The organism is Actinomadura sediminis, assembly GCF_042675525.1.
Taxonomy (GTDB): domain Bacteria; phylum Actinomycetota; class Actinomycetes; order Streptosporangiales; family Streptosporangiaceae; genus Spirillospora; species Spirillospora sediminis.
Map to the genome: position 1 here is coordinate 15,483 of NZ_JBHTJA010000008.1, position 20,781 is coordinate 36,263.

Sequence of the window (20,781 nt, forward strand, 5' to 3'; positions counted from 1 at the left end):
CGGTTTTTCCGCCACGCCACCATCAGAGACGAGTGAAAACGACTTCGAAGCGGCGCAGTTCCGAGGCCGTTTGGACGGGCAGGTGCCAGCGAGTAATGATCATCACCACAGATATCCAATGAGCTCGTTCTCGACGACTGCCAATGCCTGCGCGGCATCCAAGGTGAGAAGCGGCTCCACCGCAGAGGCTTCATGTGGCGTTGCTGTCACCGAGGTTCCCTCGCTCCAGACCTCCGACGTCCAGCCACTGCTTCTCTGTCGGTCCGGGCTTGAGATGGGATCGCCGCGAACAAGCAGCAGCTCTCTGCGACAGAGTGGAGGATCACGCACGGGACCGCTCGCACCGTGCGGGATGGAGGGTCATTGTGGTCTGCGGTGGTGGACGGGGCGACCGCCGAGTTCGCGGGCGATGGTGTCGACGGCGTCTCGGGCGTTGATGCCGGAGCCGATGAGGGTGGCGGAGCCGGGGCCGGTCCAGTCTCCGTAGCCGATGAAGTGGAGGCGGGGTTCGGCGTCGGCGTGAGTGCCGGAGATGCGGATGTGGCCGTTCTCTTCGCGGAGCCGGAGCGGGGCAAGGTGGCGCAGGGCGGGGCGGAAGCCGGTGCACCAGATGATCGCGTCGCAGTCCAGGCGGGTGCCGTCGGGCCAGGCGATGCCGGTGGTGGTGAGGCGGTCGAACATGGGGTGGGCGTGGAGGTGTCCGCGGTCGCGTGCGGCGCGGACGGGCGGGACGGCGACGATGTCGCCGAGGTCGGCCACGCCGCCGCCGTCGGCGGTTCCGGCGAGGACGGCCGCGCGGCGGCGGGTGGCGATCTCGAAGAGGGCGCGGCCGTCCACGTGGTCCGGGAGGAGGCGTGGTGGACGCAGGGTGGCCCAGAACGTCTCGATGTCGGGATCGGCGGACAGGTCGGCGACTATCTGGGCGGCGGAGTTGCCGCCGCCCACGACGACGACTCGTTGCCCGTGGAAGGCGTGGGGGCCGTGGTAGCCGGTGGTGTGGAGTTGGCGGCCTCGGAATGCGTTCTGGCCGGGGTAGTGCGGGAGGTAGGGCTGCCACCAGGTGCCGGTCGCGCTGATCACGCGGCGGGCCGTCCATGGGCCGTGGTCGGTTTCGACGCGCAGGTTCTCGGTGTCGCGGTGGACGGTCTCGACGTGGACGGGACGGTGGACGGGAAGCTCGTAGCGCTTCTCGTAGGCGGCCAGATAGTCGGTCACGTGCGTCGCATCGGGGTAGCCCTCGGTGGCGGGCATGGGACGGCCGGGCAGGGAGCTGTACTGGGCGGGCGAGAACAGGCGCAGCGAGGGCCAGGCGTGTCGCCATGCGCCGCCGGGCTGGTCCTGCGCGTCGAGGATCGCGAAGTCCAGGCCGGCGCGGCGCAGGTAGAAGCCGGCGGCCAGCCCGGCCTGGCCGCCGCCGATCACCAGGACGTCGACCAGACCGGGGTGGAGGGACGCGGAGATCAAGCTCGCGCCCCCGGCGATTCGGCCGCGCGCGAGTTGATACGGCGGCGTAGCCAGAGGGAGACGTACACCAGGGCGACCAGGACGGGCACCTCGATGAGCGGCCCGACGACGCCGGACAGGGCCTGCCCGGACGTGACGCCGAACGTGCCGATCGCGACGGCGATCGCGAGCTCGAAGTTGTTGCCGGCGGCGGTGAAGGCGAGCGTGGCGGTGCGGTCGTAGGGCAGGCCGATGCCGCGGCCGAGGGCGTAGGAGCCGCCCCACATCAGCGCGAAGTACACCAGCAGCGGCAGCGCGATGCGCGCCACGTCCACCGGCTGCGAGGTGATCGTTTCGCCTTGCAGGGCGAACAGGATCACGATGGTGAACAGCAACCCGTACAGGGCGGTCGGGCCGATGCGCGGTAGGAAGCGGTCCTCGTACCAGTCGCGGCCCTTGGCCTTCTCCCCGAAGCGGCGCGTCAGGTACCCGGCCAGCAAGGGGACGCCGAGGAAGACGAGCACGTTGACGATGATCTTGCCGGTGGAGAAGTTCAGGTCGTCCTGGGCGAGACCGAGCCAGCCGGGCAGGACCTGGAGGTAGAACCAGCCGAGGGCGCCGAACGCGATCACCTGGAAGATCGAGTTGAGGGCGACCAGGACGGCGGCGGCCTCGCGGTCGCCGCACGCCAGGTCGTTCCAGATGATGACCATCGCGATGCAGCGGGCGAGCCCGACGATGATCAGCCCGGTGCGGTACTCGGGCAGGTCGGGCAGGAAGATCCAGGCGAGCGCGAACATCAGTGCGGGGCCGATCACCCAGTTCAGGACGATCGAGGCGGCCATCAGCCGCCGGTCGCCGGTGACGGTATCGAGGCGGTCGTACCGGACCTTCGCCAGCACCGGGTACATCATGACCAGCAGCCCGAGGGCGATCGGGAGGGAGATGCCCCCGACTTCCACCTTGGACAGGGCGTCGTCCATGCCCGGGACGGTGCGTCCGAGGAGAAGCCCGGCGGCCATCGCGGCGATGATCCACACCGGAAGGAAGCGGTCGAGGGTGGACAGCTTGCCGACCAGCCCGGCTTCGGGGGCCGGCGCGTCGGTGGTGGGAGCGCTCGTCACGGGCAGGGCCTCTTCCGGATCTGGGCGCGGGCGGCCTCGGCGGTACCGGCCAGGTCGGCGAGCCGGGCGGACGCGTCCCGCAGCGGTTCCGGCCGCAGCCGGTAGTAGGTGAACCGGCCGCAGGGCTCGGTCTCCACCAGCCCGGTGTCGCGCAGGACGCGCAAGTGGTTGGAGATGTTGGTCTGCCGGGCGCCGGTCTCCTCGACCAGGTGGCACACGCACAGCGCCTCGACCGCCAGGAGTTCCACTATCCGGGCGCGCAGCGGATCGGCCAGGGCCCGCAACACATCAGCATCCGTTGATATCAGCACAGGCTGATGATAGCCGCTGCACCCGAATGGTCGTGTTCGCGCCGCTTGACCGTGCGACTTACCTCAATCTACATTGAGTCAATGGATGCTGAGCAATCTGACCTGGTTCGGCGGGCGGCCGTGCACGCCGCGCTCGCCGAGCCGGTCCGGCTGGCGATGGTGGACGCCCTGGCGCTGCAGGACGTTTCGCCGAAGGAGCTCGGCGCGGGCCTCGATCTGCCCTCCAACCTGCTGGCGCATCACCTGGGGGTGCTGGAGCGGGCGGGCCTGGTGGTCCGGGGCCGCTCGGAGGCCGATCGCCGCCGCAGCTACGTCCGGCTGGTCCCCGAGACGCTGGACGACCTGGTGCCCGCGGCCGTGCGGGGGCTGGCGCGGCCGTCCCGCGTGGTGTTCGTGTGCACGCACAACTCGGCGCGGTCCCAGCTCGCCGCCGCGCTGTGGGTGCGCCGCAGCCCGGTGCCCGCGGCGTCGGCGGGGACGCGGCCGAGCCCGCACGTCCATCCCCGGACGGTCACCACCGCGCGGGCTCACGGGCTCGACCTGCTGACCGGCGGCACCGCGCACGTCCGGGACGTCCTGGAGCCCGGCGACCTCGTCGTCGCGGTGTGCGACAACGCCCACGAACAGCTGGCCGCCGGAAGGAGCGCGGGCCGGCTGCACTGGTCGGTTCCCGATCCGGTGCCCGCCGACACCGACGCGGCGTTCGAGGAGGCACTGGCCCTCATCCGGCACCGCGTCGGGCGGCTCGCCGCGGCCGTGGACACGTCCGCTCCGGGGAGCCCGGCGTGAACAGGACCGGTGAGCGGGCGGTGTTCGAGCGGATCGCGGTACGTCTCGCGGCCCGGTTCCACGGGCTCGCCTCCGCCGAGACGATCGGACGGCTGGTCGCCGATTCCTATGAGCGGCTGCGCGCGACCTCGCGTGTGGACGCCCATCTGGTCGTGCTCGCCGAACGGTTCGCCGCCGAGCGGCTGACCGCGCTCGCCCAGGCCGAGGGCCGACGCGGCAAACCGGTGCCGGAGGCGCTGTTCGTCTGCTCCGGGAACGCGGGCCGCTCGCAGATGGCGGCCGCGCTGGCCGCGGTCCGCGGTGCCGGGCGGCTCCACGCCCGCAGTGCGGGGACCGCGCCGGCCGCCGAACTCGAACTCGTCATCGTCGAGGCGATGGCGGAGATCGGGGTCGATCTGTCTCCGGAGTTCCCCAAACCGCTGACCGACGAGCTGGTCGCAGCGGCCGATCTCGTGGTGACGCTCGGCTGCGGGGGCGCATGCCCGGTGCTGCCCGGCATCCGCTACCTCGACTGGACGGTCCCCGACCCCGCCGGACGTCCCCTGACCGAAGTCCGCCGCATCCGCGACGAACTCGACCTGCTCGTCACCGACCTGCTCACCACCATCCAGTACAAGGAGAACGCATGACCGAGAGCCCCGCGACCACCGAGACCGGCACCACCGAGACGTTCGGCAAGCCGAGCGTGCTGTTCGTGTGCGTCCACAACGCCGGACGCTCACAGATGGCCGCCGCCTACCTCGCGCACCTGGCCGGGGACGCCGTCGAGGTCCGCTCCGCCGGGTCCGAACCGGCCGACCGGGTCAACCCGGCCGTGGTGCAGGCGATGGCAGAGGAGGGCATCGACGTTTCCGCCGAAACGCCCAAGGTCCTCACGATCGACGCGGTGCGGGCGTCCGACGTGGTCATCACGATGGGCTGCGGCGACACCTGCCCCGTCTTTCCTGGCAAGCGCTACCTCGACTGGAAACTCGACGACCCCGCCGGGCAGGGCGTCGAGGCCGTCCGGCCCATCCGCGACGAGATCCGCACCCGGATCGAGGCACTGATCGGCGAACTGACCCGCCCCTGACACCCCGCGGAAGGCACTCACGTCCCGGCCGCGCCCCGCCACCTCACAACTGAACATAGACAGACATCTATTTTATGTCTCAAGTCACACCTTGTTCGCCCGGTGTTCACATAGACGGACTTCTATATACGCGGGTGCCAACCGGTACCGCCGAGTCCGGCCCGCCGAGTGGAGGGCCGAAAGTGAACAAAGGACGACGGACGTGACCAACTCGATGCGTGTGCCCGTGCGCGGCTGGATGCGGGGCGCGACGGTCATCGCGAGTGCGGCAGGGCTGGCCGGGACGCTCGCCGCCTGCGGGGGCGGCTCGGACGACGGGGGCTCCGGCGGGGACCTGTCGGGCACGGTGAGGGTGGACGGTTCGAGCACGGTGGCGCCGCTGAGCACGGTGGCCTCGGAGCTGTTCACCGAGAAGTACGGGCGGGTGCAGATCCCGGTGGGAACCTCGGGCACCGGCGGCGGGTTCGAGAAGTTCTGCCGGGGCGAGACCGACATCTCCGGCGCCTCTCGTCCGATCAAGGACGAGGAGAAGCAGGCGTGCGCCTCCGGCGGCGTCAAGTATGAGGAGTTCGCGGTCGCCAATGACGCGCTGACCGTGGTGGTGCATAAGGACAACACCTGGGCCAAGTGCCTGACCGTGGAGCAGCTCAAGAAGATCTGGGCGCCCGGCTCGAAGGTGAACAACTGGAACCAGGTCGACCCTCAGTTCCCCGACGAGCCGCTGAAGCTGTTCGGGGCGGGCACCGACTCGGGCACCTTCGACTACTTCACCGAAGTGATCAACGGTGAGGAGGGCTCGAGCCGTACCGACTACCAGCCCAGCGAGGACGACAACGTCACCGTGCAAGGGGTGTCGGGCTCCAAGGGCGGTATGGGCTACTTCGGGTACTCCTACTTCGAAGAGAACGCCGACAAGCTGAAGGCCGTCGAGATCGACGGCGGCGACGGGTGCGTGGCGCCCAGCCTGCAGACCGCGCAGGACGGCACGTACAAGCCGCTGTCGCGGCCGCTGTTCATCTACCCGTCCGCCAAGGCGCTGCAGCGGTCCGAGGTCGAGGCGTTCGTTGAGTACTTCGTCGACAAGCACGCCGAGATCGCCCAGCAGGCCAAGTTCATCCCGCTCAATCCCACCCAGGAAGCCGAGCTGAAGAAGGACCTGGAGGCCCTCAAGAGCCAGGCCGGCGAATGACGGCGTCCACCCCGGCACCGCCGACCGCAGGGGCCTCGGCGCCTCTGCGGCGGCGGCGCCCCCGCTACGGCGAAGCGGTCATCAAGGGGATGCTGCTGGTGGCGGCACTGGTGTCGGTCGCCACCACGATCGGCATCATCGTCTCGCTGCTGCCGCCGACGCTGCGGTTCTTCGAACGTGTCGGCGTCTGGGACTTCCTGTCGGGCACCACCTGGAGCGCGTTGTTCGAGCCGCCGTCCTACGGCGTCCTGCCGCTGCTCGGAGCGACCCTGCTCATCACGGCCGTCGCGATTGTGGTGGCCGTCCCGCTGGGGCTGGCGGCGGCGATCTACCTGTCCGAGTACGCCCACCCCCGCACCCGGAAGATCTTCAAGCCGGTGCTGGAGGTGCTCGCGGGCATTCCCACGGTCGTCTACGGGTTCTTCGCGCTGGCCGCCCTCACCCCGCTGCTGCAGTCCCACTGGCCGTTCGGCGACGGCCCGGAGGTGTTCAACGCCCTGTCGGCGGGCCTGGTGATGGGGGTGATGATCATCCCGACCGTGGCGTCGCTGTCGGAGGACGCCATGGCCGCGGTCCCGCACTCGCTCCGCCAGGGCGCCTACGCGCTGGGGTCCACCAAGCGGATCGTGGCGATCCGGGTGGTGCTGCCCGCCGCGCTGTCGGGCATCGTCGCCGCCGTCGTGCTGGCGATCTCCCGCGCGGTCGGCGAGACGATGATCGTGGCGATCGCCTCGGGAAACCGCGCCAACCTGAGCTGGAACCCCCTGGAGGGGATGCAGACCATGACCGGCTACATCGCGCAGGCCGGTGAGGGCGACCTGCCGACCGCCTCATTCGACTACACCACGATCTTCGCCGTCGGGCTGCTGCTGTTCCTGCTCACCTTCGTGATGAACGCCCTCAGCATCCGCCTGGTCCGCAAGTACCGCGAGGTGTACGAATGAGCGCTGTCGAAGTGGAGTTGGAACGCCCCGTCGAGCACGGCCTGGAGGGGCGGCGCCGCCTGCTGGAGCCTGTGTTCCGCATCGCGCTGTTCACCAGCCTGGCGATCGCGGTGGCGTTCCTGGCCGTCCTGCTCGCCTACGTCCTGCACGAGGGCTGGGGCCGGCTGGACTCGCGGCTGTGGACGAACTTCCCCTCCAAGCTGCATCCGGAGCGGGCGGGTGCGCAGTCGGCCATCATCGGCACCGTGTACGTGGTCGGCCTGACCGGCCTGTTCTGCGTGCCCATCGGGGTGATGACGGCGCTTTACCTGGAGGAGTACGCCCGGCGGGACCGCTGGTACAACCGGCTGATCGAGTTGAACATCCAGAACCTGGCGGCGGTCCCCTCGATCGTCTACGGCATCCTCGGTCTGGGCATCATCGCCCGCGGCCTGGGGTTCGGCCGGACGCTGCTGGCGGCGTCGCTCACGCTGTCGCTGCTGGTACTGCCGGTCGTGATCATCGCGGCACGGGAGGCCGTCCGCGCCGTGCCCGGCTCGATCCGGCAAGGTTCTCTGGCCCTCGGGGCCACCCAGTGGCAGACGATCTGGCGGCAGGTGCTGCCCGCCGCCGTCCCCGGCATCGCCACCGGCGTCATCCTCGCCCTGTCGCGCGCGATCGGCGAGGCGGCACCGCTGCTGCTGCTCGGCGCCGTCGCCCACATCACCTTCAACCCCGAGAGCGTCAACGACGCCTACACCGTCCTGCCGATCCAGATCTTCAACTGGGTCAAGCAGCCCGAAGCCGAGTTCCACACCCTCGCCTCGGCCGCCATCGTCGTCCTGCTGGCCATCCTGCTGACCATGAACTCGGCCGCGGTCTGGCTGCGCAACCGCTTCGAGAAGCGCTGGTGAACGCCGACATGAGCCCGACCACTCCCGGAGCCCCCATGACCGAGACCACCCGATCCGCCGGCACCCAAGCCGCCAACAACCAGCCGGTGGCATCTGTGACCGGCCCGGCGACCGGCGGAACGGGCGCCCCGCGCAGCGACCGCCCCTCCACCGGCCGGACGGTGCACCGCGACGCGCGCCGTGAAGCCCCCGACCTGTCCGACCCCGTCTTCGAACTCGCCGACCTCAGCGTCTCCTACGGCGGCTATCAGGCCGTCCGCGACGTCACCATGACCATCGGACGCCGCCAGATCACCGCCATGATCGGCCCGTCCGGCTGCGGTAAGAGCACGGTCCTGCGCTGCTTCAACCGGATGAACGACCTCATCCCCGGCACCCGCGTCACCGGCAAGATCGCCTACCACGGCCAGGACCTGTACGCCGACGATGTCGACCCGATCGAGGTGCGCCGCCGCATCGGCATGGTCTTCCAGAAGCCCAACCCGTTCCCCAAGTCGATCTACGACAACATCGCCTACGGCCCCCGTGTCAACGGCGTCCGCAAGGGCCTGGACGACATCGTCGAGGAGGCCCTCACCGGCGCCGCGCTGTGGGACGAAGTCAAGGACAAGCTCAAGGACAGCGCCCTGGCCCTGTCGGGCGGGCAGCAGCAGCGGCTGTGCATCGCCCGCACCATCGCCGTCAAGCCCGAGGTCATCTTGATGGACGAGCCGTGCTCGGCGCTCGACCCCATCGCCACCGCCAAGATCGAAGACCTCATGCACCAGCTCGCCGCGACGTACACGATCGTGATCGTCACCCACAACATGCAGCAGGCCGCCCGGATCTCCGACCGCACCGCGTTCCTCACCGCCGACGTCGACGAGGCCGGCGAGCGGCACGGCCGGCTGGTGGAGTACGACGAGACCACCACGATCTTCACCACGCCCGCGGACAAGCGCACCGAGGCCTACATCACCGGCAGATTCGGCTGACCCGGCCGGAACTCAGGAGGCTCACGGACGTGAACGACCAAGCCGCCGCCGCGGCTGCCTCTCCCGCTCCCGCCCGGCACCTTCCGGCCGGGCCCGCGCCACTCACGGCCGTAGCGACCGCGGCCGAACGGGCGCATGTTCCGCTGCTGCTGGTGGCCGATCCCGACGCGGGCCTCGGCCACGAACTCGTCCTCGCCCTGGCCGCCAAAGGGGTCGAGACGACCGTGTGCACCGACGGCGCCCAAGCCCTGCTGCGCACCGGCGCGCTGCACCCCGACCTCATCCTCATCAGCGCCGGCATCCCCGTCGTCGACGCCGTCACCTTCGTCACCGCCGTCCGCGGCAGCCTGTCCACGCCCATCATCCTGGGCGTCGGGGCGGGCGACGCCGACCGCGCCGTCGAGGCCCTGGCCTCGGGCGCCAACCTCTGCGTCGCCCGCCCCTACCGGCTCCCCGAACTGCTTCCCCTCATCACCGGGATCCGCGACGACACCGCCGTGACCGGCACCCCCGTCCTGACGTGCGGCTCGATCGAACTGGACCCCACCGCCCACGTGGTGCGCGTCGGCGGACGCATCGTCGCGATGCCGCTGCGGGAGTTCGAGCTGCTGCACTACCTGATGCTCAACGCCGACCGCGTCGTCGACCGCCGCCAGATCCAGCACCACGTATGGCGAACCGACAAGGTCCGCACCAACACCATCAACGTCCACATCCGCCGCCTGCGCGAAAAGCTCGGCGACGACCCCGAAAACCCCATGATCATCCTCACCGTCCGCGGCATCGGCTACCGCCTCACCCGCCCCTGACCCGGTCCACCGGGTCCATGCCGGTGCATCCGCCGCCCCGTCCGGCAAGGGCGTTCACCCGCCGGGCGGGCACCGGTCATCCACGGGCCACGCGACCGAGACATAGACGTCCATCTATGAACAGCATGATCTACCTGTCGCGTACAGCAATCCGAAGGGAACAGCGGCGATGAAACAATTCGATCGCAGGCGGTTCTTGACCACTGCAGGCGGAACCATGGCCGCAGGGGTGGCAATGCAGACTCTCGGTTCCCATGCGGCGTGGGCGACGGCGGGGCGTCCGCGCCGCCGTCACGACCGCGACGGCTACGGGCCGCTGCGCCGCGCCCGCGCCGCCAACACCGGCGAAGAGCTCCTGGCGCTCCCCGCGGGCTTCACCTACACCGTGTTCGGGCTCACCGGAACCACGATGAGCGACGGGCAAGCCACCCCCATCGCCCACGACGGGATGGCCGCGTTCCCCAGCCCGCGCCGCGGTGCCGTCCGCCTCATCCGCAACCACGAGGTGCGCACCGGCCCGGGCAGCCCCACCGGCCGTGTCCATGTCCCCGGCTCGGACCGCTACGACGAGCAGGGCGTCGCCGGCACCACCACCCTGGACGTCGACCCGCGCACCGGCCGGGTCCTGGAGCACTTCGTCAGCCTCAACGGCACCACCACCAACTGCGCCGGCGGCGTCATGTACGGCGGCCGAGGCTGGCTGAGCTGCGAAGAGACCACAGCCGGTCCCCGGCAGGGATGGCAGCGCAAGCACGGCTACGTCTTCGAAGTGCCGCTGCACGGCCCCGGTCCCGGGCGTCCCGCCGCCTCCCGGCCGATCACCGCGATGGGCCGCTTCTCCCACGAGGCCGTCGCCGTCGACCCTCGCACCGGATACGTCTACGAGACCGAAGACGACTCCGGTAAGCCCAACGGCTTCTACCGCTACCGCCCCCGCAACCCCCGCGACCTCGCCGACGGCGGCGTCCTGGAAATGCTCAAGATCACCGGGCGGCCCGGTTACGACACCCGCGAAGGCCAGCGCATGGGCGCCAGGCTCCCGGTCGAATGGGTCCGCATCGACGACCCCGACCCCGACCTGGAAAACGGCGCGGCCACCTGCACGCAGCAGGGCCTGGCCGCGGGCGGCGCCAAGTTCAACCGCCTGGAAGGCTGCTGGTACGGCGACGGCAGCATCTACTTCAACTCCACCAGCGGCGGCGACGCCAAGAACGGCGACTCACCGGGCGCCGACGGCTACCGCGAAGGCTACGGCCAGGTCTGGCGCTACATTCCCGGCCGCCGCCGCGACCGCGACCACGGCGGCCGGGGTCCGCACCGCTGGAACCGGGACGGCGGAACCCTGGAACTCGTCTACGAATCCCCCGGACGCAAGGTCCTCGATTCCCCCGACAACCTCACCTTCACCCCGCGCGGCGGCATCATCCTGTGCGAGGACGACGCCTCGTCCGCCGACGCCGACCCCCACCCGCTCGCCCCCGGCCTCGACAACGTCAACCGGCTCATCGGCCTGGACCCCGGCGGCGCCCCCTTCGAGTTCGCCGTCAACATCACCGACGACAGCGAGTTCGCCGGCGCCTGCTTCAGCCCCGATGGCTCGGTCCTGTTCGCCAACACCCTCGGCTCCACCACCGACCTGACCCCGCCCGGACGCACCTACGCCATCCGCGGCCCCTGGCGCCGAGGCCCCCTGTAGACACCGGCCACACCAGCCCGCCCGTCCGTCCCCGCCCGGCCAGGTCTTCGGCCCCCCGACCGTGCACCGAGCCCAAGCCGGGCGGCCGCGAACGAGCAAGTGGAACCCCCGGTGCGAGCCCTCTCCGCAGGGCCGCCGCACCGGGGTCTCCTGTCCTCGCGTCAGCCGCAGGGCACAGGGCCGCAGGTCGCGGTCGGCGCCGTATCGGCGGCAGCCGTGGCCCGCAGGTATGTGCGGACGTACGGAGCCGGTCCTCCTTCCGCGAGGTAGGCGCCGAGGCGGCGACTGCGTTCCGCGACGGCCCGCAGCAGGAGGTCGAGCAGTGCCTCGGGCGCCGGCGATGCGCCGACCGTCCCCCGCCAACTCCAGACACGGGCCTGCGATCCGTCCGGATGCACCGGGCGCATCTCAAGACCTTCGGCACGGATGGTCGGCGATGCCACGATGCCCTGCTCGACCGCGTCATCCCACGTGGTGATCTTGGACGCCGCAACGTCGATCACGATGCCGAGCCGCTCGGCGAACGGGCGGACAGCATCGATGGCCTCGTGAAGCAGCGCGAGCGTCGCATCGCACGATCCGCACGAATCCTGATCCTCCATGGCCACGGTCCAGTACTCGACGATCAGCCGGACCCTGGACCCGGTACCAATGGAGACCGCCTCTGTGTCGGCGACATAGTTGACAGTCATGTTCTTCCTTCCTCGTCGGCAGTGCTGTTCGAAGCGCAGGCGGACGAGCGGGCGAAGTCGTCCCGGGCACGATCGAGCGTGTCGGCGATACCGCGCAGAGCCTCGCTCACGGCGTCGAACTGGATCTCGTACAAAACGCTCCGGCCGCTCTTGGCCGCCCGCAGCACACCGGCCGCACGCAGAAGCGCCAAGTGCCGGGACACCACCGACAGATCCACATCGAGGCATTCGGCCAGCTCGGACACCGAGCAGGCGCGGCACCGCTCCGCGAGCAGGTCGATGAGACGAACCCGCGTGGGATCGCTCAAAGCTCGAAAGAGCTGATGGGACAGCACCGCACCGAGGTCGCCCACCCCTTCATCCTTGCTCATTTGCACAACTATGCAAGCTTTCGAGGGTGAGCGCAACCCCTTACTCGCCGCCCCTGCGACCAGTGGGCGTCTGGCTGGTCCGGCAGGGGGCGCGAGCATCGTGGCTGGTCGTGGATTGGCGCGGGCGCCAGCACGCTCGGGTCGCACGGATGCGTCGCCGCCTTCCAGCCCGATGCGAACTTCGGTTGCATCCTGGCCGCCTATGGCGGGGTCTTCGTCGCCGGCTCGCTCGCCCGGGGGCATGGTGATGGACGGCTTTCCCCGACCGGTGGGACGTCATCGGTGCCCTGGTATGCCTGGCAGGAGTCGCGGCCATCATGTACGGCACCGCGCGAGCACTGAAGGCGAACTCCTGTCCCGAGCATCACGAAACAGCACAAGGCCGTGACGAAGCCGAGCGACCCCAGCCCTTTGCGCCGTTCATCGGACGTTCACTCTCGTTCACCGGACATACACTCGCGGCATGGACGATGGCGGCGTGACCCTGACCGCTCAGCACCAGCAGCCCGCGTCCGGCACCGATGCGTGCCACCCGCCGACCCCGATCACCCTCACCCCCATGCCCCGGTCGGAGGCCGAAGAGCGCGCGCGCACGTTCAAGGCGGTCTCCGACCCGACCCGGGTCCAGATCCTGGGCATGATCGAGGCCAGCCCGGACGGCGAGGCGTGCGTCTGCGACCTCACCACACCGCTCGGCCTGCGGCAGCCGACCGTCAGCCACCACCTGAAGATCCTCACCGACGCCGGTCTCGTCACCCGCGAGAAGCGCGGAACATGGGTGTGGTACGCGATCGTCCCCGAGCGCCTGGACGCGCTGCGCGCACTGCTGCACTGACTTCTCACGTCCACCGCCCCGCCGACCGGCGGCCCGCATGCACGCCCAGGCGATGAGGGACGCATCGACGAGTCGGTCGAGGAACTGCGCACCGCGCCCGCAGAGGCGGCAGGTCATCGCGAGCAAAAACGCTGCGGGACGCACTGCCCGACGCACCACGAGGGTCCCGAGGTCTTGCGCCCCGGACCGACATCGCACGCTTCTCGAACGACCCCGCACGCCAGCCCGGGCCGGTTGACGAAGGGGTGCCGCCGGCAACGAGCCACCTCACATATCGTCATTTTTGCATGTGACAATATATGGGTGGATGGCGGGTCGCCGCCGAGGCAGAGTCTCGATCAGCGAAGGAGTCCTTGCGTGCAACATCAAGAAGGCATGGCCGGCCCCGAACTCGTCCGGTGGGTCGAGTACGAGCGCGGGATGCACGCACGATGGATGGCGGACGTCACCGGCCCTTCGATGCACCAGGTCACCGACCTGGTGATCGCGAGGCGGCCTGCGCGGTTGTACCGGCCGAGTGCCGACGCGGCGCTGCCGGCTCTGGTCTACCTGCATGGCGGCGGCTGGGTGCTCGGCGACATCGACTGTTATGAGGGGGTGGCCCGGAGGCTGGCGGTGGCATGCAACACCGCGGTGGTGTCGCTTGAATACCGGCGTGCGCCCGAGCATCCCTTTCCCGCGGCGCTGGAAGACACCGTGGCGGCGATGGAATGGCTCGGCGCGCACGGCGGCGAATGGGGCATGGACGCCTCGCGCATCGGGCTTGCCGGTGACAGTGCGGGCGGGCAGTTGGCGGCAGCGGCCGGTCTGCGCCTGGCCGCCTCCGGCGGGCCGCGGCCGGCACTGCAGCTTCTGATCTATCCGGCGCTGGATCTGCGTGATCAGCGAGGCTACCCCGACATCATGACCCGGGTGCTGTCGCTGTACCTGGGCACGCGGGAGCGCACGGACGGCGAGGTTTCACCGCTGCTGGCAGCGGATCTGGCCGGTATGCCCCCGACGGTGATCGCGACCGCCGAGCACGATGTCCTCCACCTTCAAGGGGAAGCCTTCGCCGCCCGCCTGCAGGACGCCGGTGTGGCCGCGACCCATCTGTTCGGACAGGGGCTGCAGCACGGCTTCCTGGGACAACTCAGCACGGTTCCGGCGACCGCCGACTTCCTCACCGCCATCGGTTCCAAGGTCCGCCGAATCCTCCAGGAGGCACCGGGCGCCGGTCTGCGTTCCTGACCTCCGCGTCACCGAGCCGGCCGAGGCGGGACATCGGACCCAACGCCATTCTTGGCCCGAGAGGAGGATCGGGAACGGCCAGTAGCGACAGGGCGGCTGAAGCCGACGGTCAGCGGGGGTGTCGGCGAGCGGCGGGGTCGGTTTCTGCGGTGACGCGGGCGGAAGTGTGTTCGCCGAGGCGGACGTAGGCGCCGAGGCTGGCCAGGTGGGCGTGGCGGCCCTTGGCCTGGAGTTCGGCGGCGGCGCGCCCGGCAGCGGCGAGGTGTTGCAGCGCGGAGTGGCGCAGCTGGTGCAGTGTCCATCCGTTGCCGTGTGGGTCGAGGTCGCGGGTGGTGGCCTTGAACAGGTATTCGGCGCGCGGGTCGGACAGCCGGCCGTGTCCGGTGGCGGGCAGATGTCGGCGGCCGCGGGCGTGCGGGGTTCGAAGGTGGGGGCGCGGCGGTCGGCCAGGAGCACCGGTCCGGCGGTGCGGCCCTTTAGGAGGCGGGGCAGCAGCCAGGCGGTACCGGTGGCCCAGTGGACGTACTCGATCGCGCCGCCCTTGGATACCACGCGTGCCCGGCGGAACTCGGGCTCCAGATCCTCGATGTTGAGGGAGAGGATCTCTTGGACGCGGGCGGTTTCGTCCAGCATCCGCCACAGCACCCGCTCGCGCAGCGCGTGCGCGTCGTCGGCCAGCATCTTGTCCAGGCGGGCGCGGGGGATGGCGCCGTAGCCGCGGCGGGCGGTCTTGCGGCGGGTCAGCCGCCGCGCCGGGTTGGTGGCCAGGAGCTCTCGTGTCGCTGCGCCCAGGTGGTGAACGAGGTGAGCGCCGACAGCTGCCGGTTCCAGGTGGCGGGCCGCCGCGCCGTTCCACCGGTCCATCACCGCGGCCGGTCGACGGCGGCCGCGAGGGTGCCACAGGCGCCGGTTGGGCCGGGGCGGCCGGGGAACGCGACGACGGGCACGGCGAGACCTCCACGGGCGGGTGTGACACGTAACCTTGCCGAGTCGCCTGCGCCGCAGCGGACGGTGAGCTGGGCAAGCACCGGCTCCCGGGGATCAGTGTGAGAGGTCATGCAGATTCTGTGTCACACCGGTGCCTCCGGTCAGCCGGTGCGTGCTCCGCGGGGTTCGGCGCGCAGGATGTCGATGGCGGTCTGGGCGCAGTTGCCGCAGATCCACACGCCGGGTCCGGCGACCAGGGGGCCGAGGTCGGTGCAGCCGCAGAAGGAGCAGGCCCGGCCCGTGCTCTTGCCGATGCGGCGGTGCCGGCGCTGGACGGGCGCCACCCATTCCTGGAGGTCTTTCTTGAGCCGGGGGATGTCGGTGCCGAGGTCGTCCAGGACGCGGCGGGCGGCCGATCCGGGGTCGGTGGCCAGGCTGAACAGCAGGTGCTCGCAGCGGAGCTGGGTGTGGCCGCGGCGGGCGGCCAATCGGCGTGCTGCGGCGATGGCCTGTTCGGCTTCGCCGTCGCCGACGACCCGGCGTTCGGTTCCGTCTCCTGTGGCGATCGTCGCGGGTTCGAGCAGGCGGGCGGCCGCCTCGCGGACCTTGCCGCGGGTGACGCCGAGCCGGTCCAGGACGCCGGCCGACACTCCGCCGTGCAGCAGGCCGAGCAGCAGGTGGTGGGTGCCGGCCGCGCTGCCGTCGGCGTCGGCCGCGGTCTGGGCGACCTGGAGGCAGGCCTGCAGCCTCGGGACCATGGCCAGGTTCTCGGCGGCGTCGGCGATCTGGTCGTCGACCTGGAGCCGGTCGGCGAACTTCTGCCGTGCGGCCTGCTTGGAGACGCCGAGCCGTTCCCCGATCAGCGTCCAGGACACGCCCGCCGCCCGGGCCGCCCCCACGTAGTGCTCGATCAGCGCGTCGGCCGCGGTGCTGGCCTCGGCGGCGGCGGCGACCGCGGCCGCCAGCAACTCCAGCGGGTCATCGCTGTCGGCCCGCTGCTGCACGGCCGTCACCAGATCCTGGAGGTTCACCTCGCCCATCCGACAACCCTAGATTGTCGATTTCGAATCGACAATGCTGGCTTGTCGAATAGTTCGCCGTGGTTCAGTCCTGGCTGTCGGGGATGCGGGTGCAGCAGGTCAGGGCGGAGGCGTTGTCGGCGGCCAGCGAGCGGGCCAGGACGATCAGGTCGGCCACGCGCGGGTCGCCGACGGAGTAGCGCAGTCTCCTGCCGTCGCGGCGGGCGGTGACGTAGCCGCAGTCGACCAGGCAGGACAGGTGCACCGACACCCGCGGCTGCGAGATGCCGGCGTGCGCGACGCAGTCGGCGGAGGTGCGCTCGCCGCCGAGGATGTACTCCAGCAGCTTCAGCCGAGTGGGGTCGGCCAAGGCGCGGAAGAACTTCGCCACCGTGTCCAGGTGGGCGCACGGCACCTCCGTCGCATTACGGGCGGGCGATGCGGGGGCAGGGGGGCGGTCGGGCATGCGGGCCTCCACAACGGGAACTATTCGCCTACCCGCATAATATGGCTGCCAGTGAGCTATTCGGTTAAGCGCATAGGTCGCGGGTGGTTGTGGTCCCTGATGCGAGGAGGTGCTGCGGTGAACGCAGCGGGCAGCGGATACGACCTGGCGGTCATCGGCTCGGGCGGCGGGGCGTTCGCCGCGGCGATCGCCGCGCGGCGCAAGGACCGCTCGGTGGTGATGATCGAACGCGCCACCACCGGGGGGACGTGCGTGAACACCGGCTGCGTGCCGTCCAAGGCGCTGCTGGCCGCCGCCGAGGCCCGCCGCAGCGCACTGGAGGGGCAGCGGTTCCCCGGCATCCGCACCGAGGCCGGGCCGGTGGACTTCGACGCGCTGATCGACGGCAAGGACACGCTGGTCCAGCAGATGCGGGCCGAGAAGTACACCGACCTGGCCGCCGAGTACGGCTGGGACATCCTCCAGGGCACCGCCCGCTTCACCGGCAGCCCGGACGGCCCCGCCCTGCAGGTCGCGCTGGCCGACGGCGGCGGCATCCGCCGGATCGAGGCCGCGCACTATCTGGTCGCGACCGGCTCCGCTCCGTGGGCGCCGCCCATCGACGGCCTTGCCGAGGCCGGCTACCTGACCTCCACCACCGCGATGGACCTGGACGTATTGCCGGAGAGCCTGCTGGTGCTGGGCGCCGGGTATGTCGGGCTGGAGCAGGCCCAGCTGTTCGCCCGCCTGGGCACCGAGGTCACCGTGATCGCGCGCAGCCGCCTGACCTCCGGCGAGGAACCCGAGATCTCCGCCGCCCTTCAGGACGTGTTCGCCGGCGAGGGCATCACCGTCCACACGCACACCCGTCTGACCGCCGTGCGCCGGGACTCCGGCGAGATCGTGGCCACCGCCCGCACCGCAGACGGTCAAGAGCTGGAGCTGCGCGCCACGCATCTGCTGGTGGCCACCGGCCGCCGTCCGGTCACCGGCGGCCTGAACCTGGACGCGGTCGGGGTCACCACGGGCGAGCGGGGCGAAGTCGTGGTCGACGAGCAGCTGCGTACGGCGAACCCGCGGATCTGGGCGGCCGGGGACGTCACCGGGCACCCCCAGTTCGTCTACGTCGCCTCCGCCCACGGCGCGCTGATCGCCGACAACGCCTTCGACGACACCACCGGCCGGGCCGGGCGCACGGTGGACTACCACCACCTGCCCCGCGTCACCTTCACCACCCCGGCCATCGCCTCCGCCGGCCTGACCGACGCCCAAGCCGTCGCCCAGGGCTACACCTGCGACTGCCGTGTCCTGCCGCTGGAATACGTGCCCCGCGCGCTGGTCAACCGCGACACCCGCGGCCTGATCAAACTCGTCGCCGACGCCTCCACCGGCCGCCTCCTGGGGGCGCACGTCCTGGCCGACGGCGCCGGAGACGTCATCGCCACCGCCGTATACGCGCTCGCCAATGAAATGACGGTGCAGCAGATGGCCGACCTGTGGTGCCCCTACCTGACCATGGCCGAGGGCCTGAAGCTCGCGGCCCAGACCTACACCCGCGACGTCACCAAGCTGTCCTGCTGCGCCAGCTGAAGCCACCGGGAAGGAACCCGATCATGAACGCGAGCCGGACACGGCCGATGACGGTCGGCGAGCTGTCCCGCCAAACCGGGGTGCCGGTCAAAACGCTGCGCGCCTACACCGACCTCGGGCTGATCTACACCCTGGGCCGCAGCCCCGCGGGCTACCGGCTCTACACCGCCGACGCCCTGTGGTGCGTGCGGTTCATCGACCAGCTGCGCGGCCTGGGCCTGACCGTCGCCGAAATCCGCGAACTGACCACGGCACATCTCCACGGCCCCGACACACCGGTCGGCGCGCACCTAGCCGAACTGCTGCACCGCTCCCGCGAACGGCTGCGCCAGCGCATCGCCGCCCAGCAGCAGACCCTGAACCGGATCGAGAAGTTCCAGGCCGAGCACCGGGCGGACTTGGCGGAGGACGACCTGTGCTGGGCCGGCGACCCGCAGTGCGCTTGACCCTCACCCCGGGGGCAGACCCTACGGTCGGCACGCATCGGGCCCATCCACCCAAGGAAGGAACGCGGTCGTGGACACCGACACCCAGGACTTCGCCGCCCGCTTCACCGACTCGCTCACCAGCGCCCCCGGCCTGGAACTGACCCTGCTGCGGCCCCTGCTGAGGCTGCTGGCGGCCGGTGAGCCGGTCACCGTCGACCAGCTCACCGCCGAGACCGGCCGCACCCGCGAGGAGATCCGCCACGCGCTGACGGCGATGCCCGACACCGAGTACGACGCCGAGGGCAGAATCACCGGCTACGGCCTGACCCTCAACCCCACCCCTCACCGCTACGAGACCGACGGCCGCACCCTGTACACCTGGTGCGCGCTCGACACGCTGGTCTTCCCCGCCGTCCTGGGCCACACCGCCCAGGTGACCTCCCCCTGCCGCGCCACCGGGGAGCCGGTGCGGCTGACCGCGACCCCGGACGGGCCCGCCGGCATCGAGCCGGCCACCGCGGTCGTCTCCCTCGTCGCCTGCCAGGCTCCGGCCTCGATCCGCACCAGCTTCTGCAACGAGATCCACTTCTTCACCGGCGCCGAGGCCGCCGACGAATGGCTGGCCGGCCACCCCGGGTCCCGGGTGCTGCCCGTCGCCGACGCCTACGCCATCCAACAGCCGCTCATCCAGCAGATCCGCACCGGCACCCCGTCCGGCTGCTGCTGACCCCCAGGGGGTGGCCGGCCAGCGGCCACCCCCCGAGGCGGCCGACAGGAAGGAGATCGCCATGAACACCACCACCGCTGATCTGCTCACCGACGCCGCCATCGCCCCGGTCGCCGGATACGCGGCGACGAAGGTGATGGAGCCGGTGAGCATGAAGCTCTACCAGCTCCAATCCGACACGGCCCGCGGGCGCGAGGACGACGCCCGGCCCGGCTCCCCTCCCAGATCGCCGCCGACAAGACCCTCGGCCTGCTCGGCATCCACCTGAAAGGCACAGCGCGGGAGCGGTCCGGGACGGCCTTCCACTACGGGCTCGCCATCAGCTGGGCCCCGGTGTACGCGCTGCTGCGCCGCACCACCGGCCTCAATCCGGTGGCGGCCGGCCTGACCGCCGGGGCCGCGATGTCGATGATCGTGGACGAGGGCATCACCCCGCTGGCCGGCTTCTCCGCCCCCAACCGCGCCTACCCGGCCGTGACCCACCTGCGCGGCTTCGCCGCCCACCTGGCCTTCGGCCTCGCCATCGCCGCCGTCACCGAAACCGCCTGGACTATCCTCGACCGCCGCCCCGCGCGCTGACAGCCACCGGCTGCCGACCGGATGCGCAGGCTCGCTGCGTCCCATTCTTGTTCACCCTGGCCGCGTCCGGGTCACGCAGCGGCCGCAGGCCCCGCCCCCGGGAGTGGGGGCGCGGAAGTTGTAGTGGCCCAGGCAGTTGATGTTGGCGTGGCGCAGCGGGGAGCGGCGCGCCACATCCTTCTCCAGGACGTTCATCAGAACGCGAGATGGGGTGCGCTCACCGCCCCGCGGCGAGCCGCGGCGCGTGTTCGATGATCGCGCAGACGTCACCGTTCCCGTCGTGGACGGCGCCTCGGGTGGCGTCTCGGGCGGCGGTGTCGCGGGTGCGGATCAGGGTGCGGCGGAGCTGGCGCAGTTCGGTGATGGTGCGGTCGACCTCGGCGATGCGCTGGTCGAGGACGGTCAGTACGTGGGGGCAGGGTTGGATGCCGCCGCGGCGGATGGTCAGGATGTCGCCGATCTCGGCAAGGGTCAGGCCGAGGGTCTTGGCCTGGCGGATGAACCGCAGCACCGCAACGTCGTCGTCGGTGTAGAGGCGGTAGCCGGCCGCGGTGCGTTGTGCGGGCGGCAGCAGCCCCTTGGTCTCGTACAGCCGGACCGCTTTGGCGCTGAGTCCGGCTGCCTGCGCCGCTTCACCTACCGTCAGCATGTCGTTGCTCATCCTGGTACCTCCTGACGTGCGAGTCTATCCGGC

The 20,781-nt window shown here is 70.8% G+C and carries 25 protein-coding genes and 1 pseudogene; 17 read left to right on the forward strand and 9 right to left on the reverse strand.

What is annotated here, in order from left to right:
* Positions 1–360: 360 nt before the first annotated feature.
* The 3 genes from ACFQ11_RS06695 to ACFQ11_RS06705 are packed head-to-tail and all read right to left on the reverse strand — an operon-like array spanning position 361 to position 2,851.
* Complete coding sequence (locus ACFQ11_RS06695) at positions 361–1,464, reverse strand: ArsO family NAD(P)H-dependent flavin-containing monooxygenase (RefSeq protein WP_378297001.1); 1,104 nt, start codon at positions 1,462–1,464, stop codon at positions 361–363.
* The gene (arsB, locus tag ACFQ11_RS06700) at positions 1,461–2,567 is read right to left on the reverse strand and encodes an ACR3 family arsenite efflux transporter (protein ID WP_378297002.1); all 1,107 of its coding nucleotides are present in this window, start codon (positions 2,565–2,567) and stop codon (positions 1,461–1,463) included. The genes ACFQ11_RS06695 and arsB overlap by 4 nt, the downstream gene beginning before the upstream one ends.
* Entirely contained in the window at positions 2,564–2,851 is a 288-nt protein-coding gene (locus ACFQ11_RS06705) for an ArsR/SmtB family transcription factor (protein ID WP_378297127.1), read from the reverse strand. Before ACFQ11_RS06705 ends, arsB begins: the two co-directional genes overlap by 4 nt.
* A 108-nt stretch (positions 2,852–2,959) precedes the next feature.
* Here ACFQ11_RS06705 and ACFQ11_RS06710 point away from each other — a divergent pair, with 108 nt between their 5' ends.
* From ACFQ11_RS06710 to ACFQ11_RS06750, 9 genes are all read left to right on the forward strand, one after another.
* Positions 2,960–3,667: an arsenate reductase/protein-tyrosine-phosphatase family protein gene (locus tag ACFQ11_RS06710; RefSeq protein ID WP_378297003.1), complete on the forward strand. Its 708-nt coding sequence runs from the start codon at positions 2,960–2,962 to the stop codon at positions 3,665–3,667.
* Entirely contained in the window at positions 3,664–4,296 is a 633-nt protein-coding gene (locus tag ACFQ11_RS06715; RefSeq protein ID WP_378297004.1) for an arsenate reductase/protein-tyrosine-phosphatase family protein, read from the forward strand. Before ACFQ11_RS06710 ends, ACFQ11_RS06715 begins: the two co-directional genes overlap by 4 nt.
* Entirely contained in the window at positions 4,293–4,739 is a 447-nt protein-coding gene (locus ACFQ11_RS06720) for an arsenate reductase ArsC (protein ID WP_378297005.1), read from the forward strand. The genes ACFQ11_RS06715 and ACFQ11_RS06720 overlap by 4 nt, the downstream gene beginning before the upstream one ends.
* A 202-nt stretch (positions 4,740–4,941) precedes the next feature.
* Complete coding sequence (locus ACFQ11_RS06725) at positions 4,942–5,928, forward strand: PstS family phosphate ABC transporter substrate-binding protein (protein WP_378297006.1); 987 nt, start codon at positions 4,942–4,944, stop codon at positions 5,926–5,928.
* Positions 5,925–6,872: a phosphate ABC transporter permease subunit PstC gene (gene pstC, locus ACFQ11_RS06730; protein WP_378297007.1), complete on the forward strand. Its 948-nt coding sequence runs from the start codon at positions 5,925–5,927 to the stop codon at positions 6,870–6,872. Before ACFQ11_RS06725 ends, pstC begins: the two co-directional genes overlap by 4 nt.
* Complete coding sequence (gene pstA, locus ACFQ11_RS06735) at positions 6,869–7,765, forward strand: phosphate ABC transporter permease PstA (RefSeq protein WP_378297008.1); 897 nt, start codon at positions 6,869–6,871, stop codon at positions 7,763–7,765. Before pstC ends, pstA begins: the two co-directional genes overlap by 4 nt.
* Before the next feature lie 35 nt (positions 7,766–7,800).
* On the forward strand, positions 7,801–8,739 hold the full coding sequence (gene pstB / locus ACFQ11_RS06740; RefSeq protein WP_378297009.1) for a phosphate ABC transporter ATP-binding protein PstB: 939 nt from the start codon (positions 7,801–7,803) through the stop codon (positions 8,737–8,739).
* A gap of 152 nt (positions 8,740–8,891) precedes the next feature.
* Positions 8,892–9,548 (forward strand): response regulator transcription factor, encoded by a 657-nt coding sequence (locus tag ACFQ11_RS06745; RefSeq protein ID WP_378297010.1) that lies wholly within the window; start codon positions 8,892–8,894, stop codon positions 9,546–9,548.
* A gap of 235 nt (positions 9,549–9,783) precedes the next feature.
* Positions 9,784–11,244, forward strand: a complete 1,461-nt coding sequence (locus tag ACFQ11_RS06750) for an alkaline phosphatase PhoX (RefSeq protein ID WP_378297011.1) — start codon at positions 9,784–9,786, stop codon at positions 11,242–11,244.
* A gap of 161 nt (positions 11,245–11,405) precedes the next feature.
* On the opposite strand, the gene ACFQ11_RS06755 is transcribed toward ACFQ11_RS06750, so the two are convergent.
* Both ACFQ11_RS06755 and ACFQ11_RS06760 read right to left on the reverse strand, forming a co-directional pair.
* Positions 11,406–11,936: a hypothetical protein gene (locus ACFQ11_RS06755; RefSeq protein WP_378297013.1), complete on the reverse strand. Its 531-nt coding sequence runs from the start codon at positions 11,934–11,936 to the stop codon at positions 11,406–11,408.
* Positions 11,933–12,307: an ArsR/SmtB family transcription factor gene (locus tag ACFQ11_RS06760; RefSeq protein ID WP_378297014.1), complete on the reverse strand. Its 375-nt coding sequence runs from the start codon at positions 12,305–12,307 to the stop codon at positions 11,933–11,935. Before ACFQ11_RS06760 ends, ACFQ11_RS06755 begins: the two co-directional genes overlap by 4 nt.
* Positions 12,308–12,333: 26 nt before the next feature.
* Here ACFQ11_RS06760 and ACFQ11_RS06765 point away from each other — a divergent pair.
* The 3 genes and pseudogenes from ACFQ11_RS06765 to ACFQ11_RS06775 form a co-directional block, all read left to right on the forward strand.
* Positions 12,334–12,630 (forward strand): annotated as a pseudogene (locus ACFQ11_RS06765) (YnfA family protein); the annotation flags it as partial.
* Positions 12,631–12,770: 140 nt separating this feature from the next.
* The gene (locus ACFQ11_RS06770; RefSeq protein ID WP_075906574.1) at positions 12,771–13,142 is read left to right on the forward strand and encodes an ArsR/SmtB family transcription factor; all 372 of its coding nucleotides are present in this window, start codon (positions 12,771–12,773) and stop codon (positions 13,140–13,142) included.
* A gap of 357 nt (positions 13,143–13,499) precedes the next feature.
* The gene (locus ACFQ11_RS06775; protein ID WP_378297015.1) at positions 13,500–14,372 is read left to right on the forward strand and encodes an alpha/beta hydrolase; all 873 of its coding nucleotides are present in this window, start codon (positions 13,500–13,502) and stop codon (positions 14,370–14,372) included.
* Between the two features lie 1,088 nt (positions 14,373–15,460).
* Here the strand turns inward: ACFQ11_RS06775 and ACFQ11_RS06780 are convergent.
* Positions 15,461–16,339 carry a Clp protease N-terminal domain-containing protein gene (locus ACFQ11_RS06780; protein WP_378297016.1) on the reverse strand — a complete coding sequence of 293 codons (879 nt, stop codon included), beginning with the start codon at positions 16,337–16,339 and terminating at the stop codon, positions 15,461–15,463.
* Between the two features lie 64 nt (positions 16,340–16,403).
* The gene (locus ACFQ11_RS06785) at positions 16,404–16,733 is read right to left on the reverse strand and encodes an ArsR/SmtB family transcription factor (RefSeq protein ID WP_143219764.1); all 330 of its coding nucleotides are present in this window, start codon (positions 16,731–16,733) and stop codon (positions 16,404–16,406) included.
* A 168-nt stretch (positions 16,734–16,901) separates the two neighbouring features.
* Here ACFQ11_RS06785 and merA point away from each other — a divergent pair, with 168 nt between their 5' ends.
* From merA to ACFQ11_RS06810, 5 genes are all read left to right on the forward strand, one after another.
* Positions 16,902–18,353, forward strand: a complete 1,452-nt coding sequence (gene merA / locus ACFQ11_RS06790) for a mercury(II) reductase (RefSeq protein WP_449193548.1) — start codon at positions 16,902–16,904, stop codon at positions 18,351–18,353.
* Between the two features lie 23 nt (positions 18,354–18,376).
* Entirely contained in the window at positions 18,377–18,799 is a 423-nt protein-coding gene (locus tag ACFQ11_RS06795) for a MerR family transcriptional regulator (RefSeq protein WP_378297018.1), read from the forward strand.
* 70 nt (positions 18,800–18,869) lie between these two features.
* Positions 18,870–19,508: an organomercurial lyase MerB gene (gene merB, locus ACFQ11_RS06800; protein WP_378297019.1), complete on the forward strand. Its 639-nt coding sequence runs from the start codon at positions 18,870–18,872 to the stop codon at positions 19,506–19,508.
* Positions 19,509–19,569: 61 nt separating this feature from the next.
* On the forward strand, positions 19,570–19,776 hold the full coding sequence (locus tag ACFQ11_RS06805) for a hypothetical protein (RefSeq protein ID WP_378297020.1): 207 nt from the start codon (positions 19,570–19,572) through the stop codon (positions 19,774–19,776).
* Between the two features lie 65 nt (positions 19,777–19,841).
* Positions 19,842–20,087, forward strand: a complete 246-nt coding sequence (locus tag ACFQ11_RS06810) for a hypothetical protein (protein WP_378297021.1) — start codon at positions 19,842–19,844, stop codon at positions 20,085–20,087.
* 51 nt (positions 20,088–20,138) lie between these two features.
* On the opposite strand, the gene ACFQ11_RS06815 is transcribed toward ACFQ11_RS06810, so the two are convergent.
* Positions 20,139–20,282, reverse strand: a complete 144-nt coding sequence (locus tag ACFQ11_RS06815) for a hypothetical protein (RefSeq protein WP_378297022.1) — start codon at positions 20,280–20,282, stop codon at positions 20,139–20,141.
* Between the two features lie 22 nt (positions 20,283–20,304).
* On the reverse strand, positions 20,305–20,748 hold the full coding sequence (locus ACFQ11_RS06820) for a heavy metal-responsive transcriptional regulator (protein WP_378297023.1): 444 nt from the start codon (positions 20,746–20,748) through the stop codon (positions 20,305–20,307).
* Positions 20,749–20,781 lie beyond the last annotated feature (33 nt).

Excerpts from the sequence above, each read along its gene's own strand:
- ACFQ11_RS06710 (WP_378297003.1), top strand. The coding sequence starts at position 2,960 with ATGGATGCTGAGCAATCTGACCTGGTTCGGCGGGCGGCCGTGCACGCC.
- ACFQ11_RS06720 (WP_378297005.1), top strand. The coding sequence starts at position 4,293 with ATGACCGAGAGCCCCGCGACCACCGAGACCGGCACCACCGAGACGTTC.
- pstC (WP_378297007.1), top strand. The coding sequence starts at position 5,925 with ATGACGGCGTCCACCCCGGCACCGCCGACCGCAGGGGCCTCGGCGCCT.
- pstA (WP_378297008.1), top strand. The coding sequence starts at position 6,869 with ATGAGCGCTGTCGAAGTGGAGTTGGAACGCCCCGTCGAGCACGGCCTG.
- pstB (WP_378297009.1), top strand. The coding sequence starts at position 7,801 with ATGACCGAGACCACCCGATCCGCCGGCACCCAAGCCGCCAACAACCAG.
- ACFQ11_RS06750 (WP_378297011.1), top strand. The coding sequence starts at position 9,784 with ATGCAGACTCTCGGTTCCCATGCGGCGTGGGCGACGGCGGGGCGTCCG.
- ACFQ11_RS06755 (WP_378297013.1), bottom strand. The coding sequence starts at position 11,936 with ATGACTGTCAACTATGTCGCCGACACAGAGGCGGTCTCCATTGGTACC.
- ACFQ11_RS06760 (WP_378297014.1), bottom strand. The coding sequence starts at position 12,307 with ATGAGCAAGGATGAAGGGGTGGGCGACCTCGGTGCGGTGCTGTCCCAT.
- ACFQ11_RS06770 (WP_075906574.1), top strand. The coding sequence starts at position 12,771 with ATGGACGATGGCGGCGTGACCCTGACCGCTCAGCACCAGCAGCCCGCG.
- ACFQ11_RS06780 (WP_378297016.1), bottom strand. The coding sequence starts at position 16,339 with ATGGGCGAGGTGAACCTCCAGGATCTGGTGACGGCCGTGCAGCAGCGG.
- ACFQ11_RS06795 (WP_378297018.1), top strand. The coding sequence starts at position 18,377 with ATGAACGCGAGCCGGACACGGCCGATGACGGTCGGCGAGCTGTCCCGC.
- ACFQ11_RS06805 (WP_378297020.1), top strand. The coding sequence starts at position 19,570 with ATGAACACCACCACCGCTGATCTGCTCACCGACGCCGCCATCGCCCCG.
- ACFQ11_RS06815 (WP_378297022.1), bottom strand. The coding sequence starts at position 20,282 with ATGAACGTCCTGGAGAAGGATGTGGCGCGCCGCTCCCCGCTGCGCCAC.
- ACFQ11_RS06820 (WP_378297023.1), bottom strand. The coding sequence starts at position 20,748 with ATGAGCAACGACATGCTGACGGTAGGTGAAGCGGCGCAGGCAGCCGGA.